Source organism: Hydrogenophaga sp. (assembly GCF_048549895.1).
GTDB lineage: Bacteria > Pseudomonadota > Gammaproteobacteria > Burkholderiales > Burkholderiaceae_C > Hydrogenophaga.
Window position 1 is genome coordinate 1 of sequence record NZ_JBLYYB010000181.1, and the last position, 5859, is coordinate 5859.

The 5859-nt window shown below is 63.7% G+C and carries 6 protein-coding genes; 5 read left to right on the forward strand and 1 reads right to left on the reverse strand.

Annotated features, from left to right (window positions below):
- The 5 genes from pstA to phoR all read left to right on the forward strand — a co-directional run.
- On the forward strand, positions 1 to 796 hold a 796-nt coding region (gene pstA, locus ACN4F8_RS17320), incomplete at its 5' end, for a phosphate ABC transporter permease PstA (protein WP_419474705.1).
- Between the two features lie 46 nt (positions 797 to 842).
- On the forward strand, positions 843 to 1631 hold the full coding sequence (gene pstB, locus ACN4F8_RS17325; protein ID WP_419474706.1) for a phosphate ABC transporter ATP-binding protein PstB: 789 nt from the start codon (positions 843 to 845) through the stop codon (positions 1629 to 1631).
- A gap of 53 nt (positions 1632 to 1684) precedes the next feature.
- The gene (gene phoU / locus ACN4F8_RS17330; RefSeq protein ID WP_305315597.1) at positions 1685 to 2386 is read left to right on the forward strand and encodes a phosphate signaling complex protein PhoU; all 702 of its coding nucleotides are present in this window, start codon (positions 1685 to 1687) and stop codon (positions 2384 to 2386) included.
- Entirely contained in the window at positions 2383 to 3114 is a 732-nt protein-coding gene (phoB, locus tag ACN4F8_RS17335) for a phosphate regulon transcriptional regulator PhoB (RefSeq protein WP_419474707.1), read from the forward strand. The genes phoU and phoB overlap by 4 nt, the downstream gene beginning before the upstream one ends.
- Positions 3111 to 4430: a phosphate regulon sensor histidine kinase PhoR gene (phoR, locus tag ACN4F8_RS17340; RefSeq protein WP_419474708.1), complete on the forward strand. Its 1320-nt coding sequence runs from the start codon at positions 3111 to 3113 to the stop codon at positions 4428 to 4430. Before phoB ends, phoR begins: the two co-directional genes overlap by 4 nt.
- Before the next feature lie 3 nt (positions 4431 to 4433).
- On the opposite strand, the gene ACN4F8_RS17345 is transcribed toward phoR, so the two are convergent.
- The coding region (locus ACN4F8_RS17345) for a hypothetical protein (protein WP_419474709.1) at positions 4434 to 5859 on the reverse strand (1426 nt) is incomplete at its 5' end.

Sequence of the window (5859 nt, forward strand, 5' to 3'; positions counted from 1 at the left end):
GCTCTCCATGGGCGCCATGGTGCTCGGTCTGGTGGTGCTGCTCTGGATCCTGAGCGTGTTGCTGACCAACGGTCTGGCCGCGCTCGACTGGAACATGTTCACCCAGTCCACCCCGGCCCCTGGCAGCGAAGGCGGTGGTCTGGCCAACGCCATCGTCGGCAGCTTGATGATGGTCGGCTTCTCGGTGCTGGTGTCCACGCCCATCGGCGTGTTCGCCGGGGTGTACCTGGCCGAGTACGGCGACGAGAGCAAAACCGCCGAGCTCACCCGCTTTGTCACCGACATCATGCTGTCGGCACCCTCCATCGTGCTGGGCCTGTTCGTCTATGCGATCGCTGTGGCCACTGTGGGCAACTTCTCTGGCTGGGCCGGTAGCCTGGCGCTGTCGCTGATCGCCGTGCCGGTGGTCGTGCGCACCACCGAAAACATGTTGCGCCTGGTGCCTGGCAGCCTGCGTGAAGCGGCTTTTGCCCTGGGCGCACCACGCTGGAAAGTGGCCACGCTGGTCACGCTGCGCGCGGCCAAGAGCGGTGTCATGACCGGCCTGCTGCTGGCCGTGGCCCGCATCAGTGGTGAAACAGCGCCGCTGCTGTTCACCGCGCTCAACAACCAGTTCTTCAGCACCGACATGGGCGCGCCCATGGCCAACCTGCCGGTGGTGATTTTCCAGTTTGCGCTCAGCCCTTACGACAACTGGATCCGCCTGGCCTGGGGCGGCGCACTGCTCATCACCATGTCGGTGCTGGTGCTCAACATCGTGGCCCGCGTGTTCCTGCGCGAGAAGAAGCTGGGTTGAACCCGGCGCACTCCCAATTCCCAGTTTCAAAGACACGGACATCAACATGCCGAACACCGCTGCACAACCCGCTGCCGCTGCCAAGAATGCACTTGAGCTGCGCAACCTCAACTTCTTCTACGGTAAATTCCAGGGCCTGAAGAACGTCAACATGAACATCGAGGAACGCAAGGTCACCGCCTTCATCGGCCCCTCGGGCTGTGGCAAGTCGACCCTGCTGCGCACGCTCAACCGCATGTATAGCTTGTACCCCGGTCAGCGCGCCGAAGGCCAGATCAACTTCTACGGCCAGAACATCCTGGACGAGAAGCAGGACATCAACCTGCTGCGCGCGCGCATCGGCATGGTGTTCCAGAAGCCCACGCCGTTTCCCATGTCGATCTACGACAACATCGCCTTCGGCGTGAAGCTCTACGAAAACCTGGGCAAGAGCGAGATGGACGACCGCGTGGAGTGGGCGCTGTCCAAGGCCGCGCTGTGGAACGAGGTGAAAGACAAGCTCAACCAGAGCGGTCTCTCTCTCTCGGGCGGTCAGCAGCAACGCCTGTGCATTGCGCGCAGCGTGGCCGTCAAACCGTCGGTGCTGCTGCTGGACGAGCCGACCTCGGCGCTGGACCCGATCTCCACCGGCAAGGTGGAAGAGCTGGTGCACGAACTCAAGCAGGACTACACCATCGCCATCGTCACCCACAACATGCAGCAGGCAGCCCGCTGCAGCGACTACACCGCCTACATGTACCTCGGCGAGTTGATCGAGTTCGGCTCCACCGAGCAGATCTTCTTCAAGCCCGCCAAGACCGAGACCGAGGACTACATCACCGGGCGCTTCGGCTGATTGCCGCCTGCTTTGAATACCGACCGGTTCCGAGCCACAACGGGAGAACTTCCATGAGCGACAAACACATTTCCAGCCAGTTCGACGCCGAGTTGAACTCCATCTCTTCCCAGGTCCTTGAAATGGGCGGCCTGGTCGAATCCCAGTTGCATCAAGCGGTGTACGCCCTGGTGCACATGAGCATGGAGTCGGCCGAACAGGTGATCGAAAACGAGAACCGCATCAACCAGATGGAGATCCAGATCGATCACGAGATCATCTCCACCATTGGTCGTCGCCAGCCCACGGCGCGCGACTTGCGTTTCCTGATGGCGATCTCGCGCACCACGCAGAATCTTGAGCGTGCCGGTGACGAGGTGGCCCGCATTGCCCGCATGGTCAAGTCCATCATCGAAAACGGCTCACCGCGCAACCTGCCCAGCTCCGAGCTGCGCATGGCCGCCGATCTGGCCTCCGCCTTGCTGCGCAAGACGCTGGACTCGTTTGCGCGGCTGGACACCACCATGGCGGTGGCCATCATCAAGGGCGACAACGCCATCGACAACGAATACAACGGCTTCCTGCGCAAACTCATCACCTACATGATGGAGGACCCCCGCACCATCTCGCCCAGCCTGGACCTGCTGTTCCTGGCCAAGTCGATCGAACGCGTGGGCGACCACGCCAAGAACATCGCCGAGCAGATCATCTTCATCGTCAAAGGTGAGGACGTTCGGCACACCCCGATGTCAAAAGTGGAGTCGGTGGTCGGATGAGGAAGCTGCCCAGAGTCCTCGTGGTTGAGGACGAACCCTCCATCGCCGAGTTGATCGCCGTCAACCTGCGGCACAACGGCTTCGCGCCCACCGTCGTGTTCGACGGCGTGGCCGCGCAGCGCGAGGTGGACGCCGTGTTGCCCGACGTGATCCTGCTCGACTGGATGCTGCCCGGCGAAAGCGGCGCATCGCTGGCCCGCGGCTGGCGCAAGAACGAGCGCACCAAGACCATCCCCATCCTCATGCTCACGGCGCGCAGCGACGAGAGCGACAAGGTGCAGGGGCTGGACGCTGGAGCCGACGACTACATCACCAAACCGTTCTCCACCCAGGAGCTGCTGGCGCGCATCCGCGCCGTGCTGCGCCGGCGCGCACCCGAGATCGTCAACGACTCGGTGCAGGTGGGCGAGCTATCCCTGGATGCGGCCACCTACCGCATCACATTTCGAGGCTCCGAACTCAAGGTGGGACCCACCGAATTCAAGCTGCTGCACTACCTCATGAAGCACGCAGAGCGGGTGCACACCCGTGGTACGCTGCTCGACAAGGTCTGGGGAGACCATGTTTTCATCGAGGAGCGAACCGTGGATGTGCATGTCAAACGATTGAGGGAATCACTGGGTGAAGCCTCCGGCATGATTGAAACGGTGCGTGGTGCCGGCTACCGGCTCACTTCGATGAACAACACCGGGCGACCGGCGCAGAGCACCCCCATTTCCGCAGCATGACCCGTCGAGCGATAGAGCTTCTGCTCCTGGTTGCTCTGGGAGCAGCTCTGGGCTGGACGCAGGACTCACCCGGCTGGACATTCGCTGGCGCACTGGTTGGTGCGCTGATCTGGTCGGTTCTTGATGGCTTGCGCGCCCGCAGCTTTCTGCGCTGGCTCAACAAGGCCGATGTCACCCGCCAGCCCCGCCTCTCGGGCACTTGGGGTGAAATGGTGGACCGGGCCCGCAAGCTGATCAAGAAGCTGGAGAAAAAGGCGCAGAGCAGCGATGCCCGCCTGGAAGACTTTCTTGCCGCCATCCAGGCGTCTCCCAACGGTGTGGTGTTGCTGGATTCGGCCGGCCGCATCGAGTGGTCCAACCTCACAGCGGCCAACCAGCTGGGTTTTGATCCACAGCGCGACCTCGGCCAATACGTGCGCAACATGGTGCGCAATCCGGCCTTCACGGCCTACCTGGCGGGTGGGGATTTCAACCAGGAAATCCAGATCGACGGGATCGGCCCGCGTCCTTCCCAGCCCTCCAAGATTTCGCTGCAGATCCACCCCTACGGCAAGAAGCGCAAACTCATGCTCACGCGCGACGTGACCGCTGTGCAACTGGCCGAAACCATGCGCCGCGATTTCGTGGCCAACGTGTCGCACGAGATTCGGACGCCCTTGACCGTGCTCAGCGGTTTCGTGGAAACCATGCAGAGCATCCCGCTGGATGAAGCCGATCGCACGCGCTACCTGGGCCTCATGAGCCAGCAGGCCCACCGCATGCAGACGTTGGTGAGCGACCTGCTCACGCTCTCGCGCCTTGAGGGCAGCCCGGCGCCTGGTCCGGGTGAGTGGATCGACAGCGAAGAACTGCTCGGCCATGTCGTGCAGGAAGCCCGTGGCCTGACCCAGGCGATTTCTGCCACGGTGCACCAGATCGATCCCCTGCCGGGTCCGTCCATCTGGGTGTCAGGAGCCAAGACCGAACTGCTCAGCGCGATGTCCAACCTGCTCAGCAACGCGGTGCGCTACACGCCGGGCGGGGGGCTCATCCAGACCGGCTGGCGCCTGCGCTCGGACGGTTGGGGCGAGTTTTTCGTGAAAGACACAGGCCCCGGCATTGCGGTCGAGCACTTGCCGCGCCTGACCGAGCGCTTCTACCGTGTGGACCGCAGCCGCTCCCGGGAAACCGGTGGCACCGGTCTCGGGCTGGCGATCGTGAAGCACGTGGCGCAGCGCCACGGAGGCCACATTGACGCCCAAAGCACCGAAGGGGAGGGCTCCCGGTTTGCCATTGCCCTGCCGCCCAATCGGGTGCGCGAGCGCGTCACCGGCTGAAATTCAGTTGCCCACGCGCTGGTAGATCAGCAGGCTTTCCTTCGAGTCGGTGAGGCGACTCACCGTCGATTTGAACGCCCAGTGCGTCAGTTCAACGCGCTGGTGCAGCGTGGACTGGCTGGCAGGCGCCACCACCAGGCTCTGGCAGTCGATGCCAGCGCCCGGCTCGGTGGTGCGCACCAGCTTCAGCGATCCGTGGTACTGCAAAGCGGCAATCTGAGCCTGGCTCAGGCCATCGGCCAGAACGCATCCTTCGGCCGGCACCAGGGTGGCAATGCGCCGGGAAATCGGGCCGTAGCTGCGTCCAAAGTCCAGCAAAGGCAGCCACAAGGTCATGAGCAACAACCAGCACAGGGTGCTGCCCGCCGCCGGCAGCACAAGGCTCTTCCACAGTGCCTGGCGGTGTTTTCCGACGCGCCAGGACACCAGCCAGAGCCACGCACCGGTGGCCACAGCCGCAGCCAGAAACAGCAGCCAGGAAAATTCAGGAACGAACCCGGGCGCAAGTTTCGCAACGTTGGCTGCGGGCTTGGCGGGTACACCGGTCTGCATGGCCACCCAGATCACCCAGATGACCAACGCGCACCCCGAAAAGAAGATCAGGGTGAACCAGTCGATCAGGGACGAGACACTGCGGCGCAGTGTGGGCAGTGCAAAAGCCGCCAGCGCGGCGAGTGCGGGCAAGGCCAGCAGCAGCGCCCGGTCGCGTTCGGGTGACAGCGCGCTGTCAACCACGCTCACGGCAGCCGCCCACAAAGGCATGGCCACGTGGGGGCGCAGCAGCTGCTGGCGCCAGCGCCACAAGGTCCAGAGCACCAGCGGCCACGCGGGCCAGGTGAACCAGATCAGCAGCTTGCCCCAGCTTTGCCATTCCACCTGACCCAACGCGGTCTGCATGGATGGCATGGGAACGCGTCCGGACCACGCGGATGCCGCGATGACCAGCGCCAGCAGGCCCGCTGACCACAGCAGTGGATCGCTGGGCGAAGGTGTCTCGCTGGTCAGCCACAAGGTGTCGGGCTCCTGCTGTTGGCGGCGCGACAGCCACAAGATCAGGAGCAGGCCACTCCCCAGCATGGCGGCGATCCACGGCGCTCCGCTGAACACCAGCGAGACCACCGCCACGCCCCAGATGGCAGCACTTCTCAGCGGCTGCCTGTGACCCGTGTGCGCCATGCGCGAGGCCATCAGCAGCATCAGCGAAACCAGTGCAAGCCGCGCCAGATCGGGTGTGGTTTCATGGGACAACTGGGCCAGTCCAAGGCAGGCCACGAGCGCCAGCAAACCGGCGTCGGCCAGCGCTCGTGCGTAGTCGGTCGGCTTGGCTTCACCACCGAAAGCAAACGCCACAGGTTGTGCGGCGGGTTGACGCGCGAGGTGATAAACGGTGTACCAGGTGCAGATGAGCGTGAGGGCCAGCAGCAGTGCA

Coding starts and splice junctions, on each gene's coding strand:
- phoU (WP_305315597.1), top strand. CDS start 1,685: ATGAGCGACAAACACATTTCCAGCCAGTTCGACGCCGAGTTGAACTCC.
- phoB (WP_419474707.1), top strand. CDS start 2,383: ATGAGGAAGCTGCCCAGAGTCCTCGTGGTTGAGGACGAACCCTCCATC.
- pstB (WP_419474706.1), top strand. CDS start 843: ATGCCGAACACCGCTGCACAACCCGCTGCCGCTGCCAAGAATGCACTT.
- phoR (WP_419474708.1), top strand. CDS start 3,111: ATGACCCGTCGAGCGATAGAGCTTCTGCTCCTGGTTGCTCTGGGAGCA.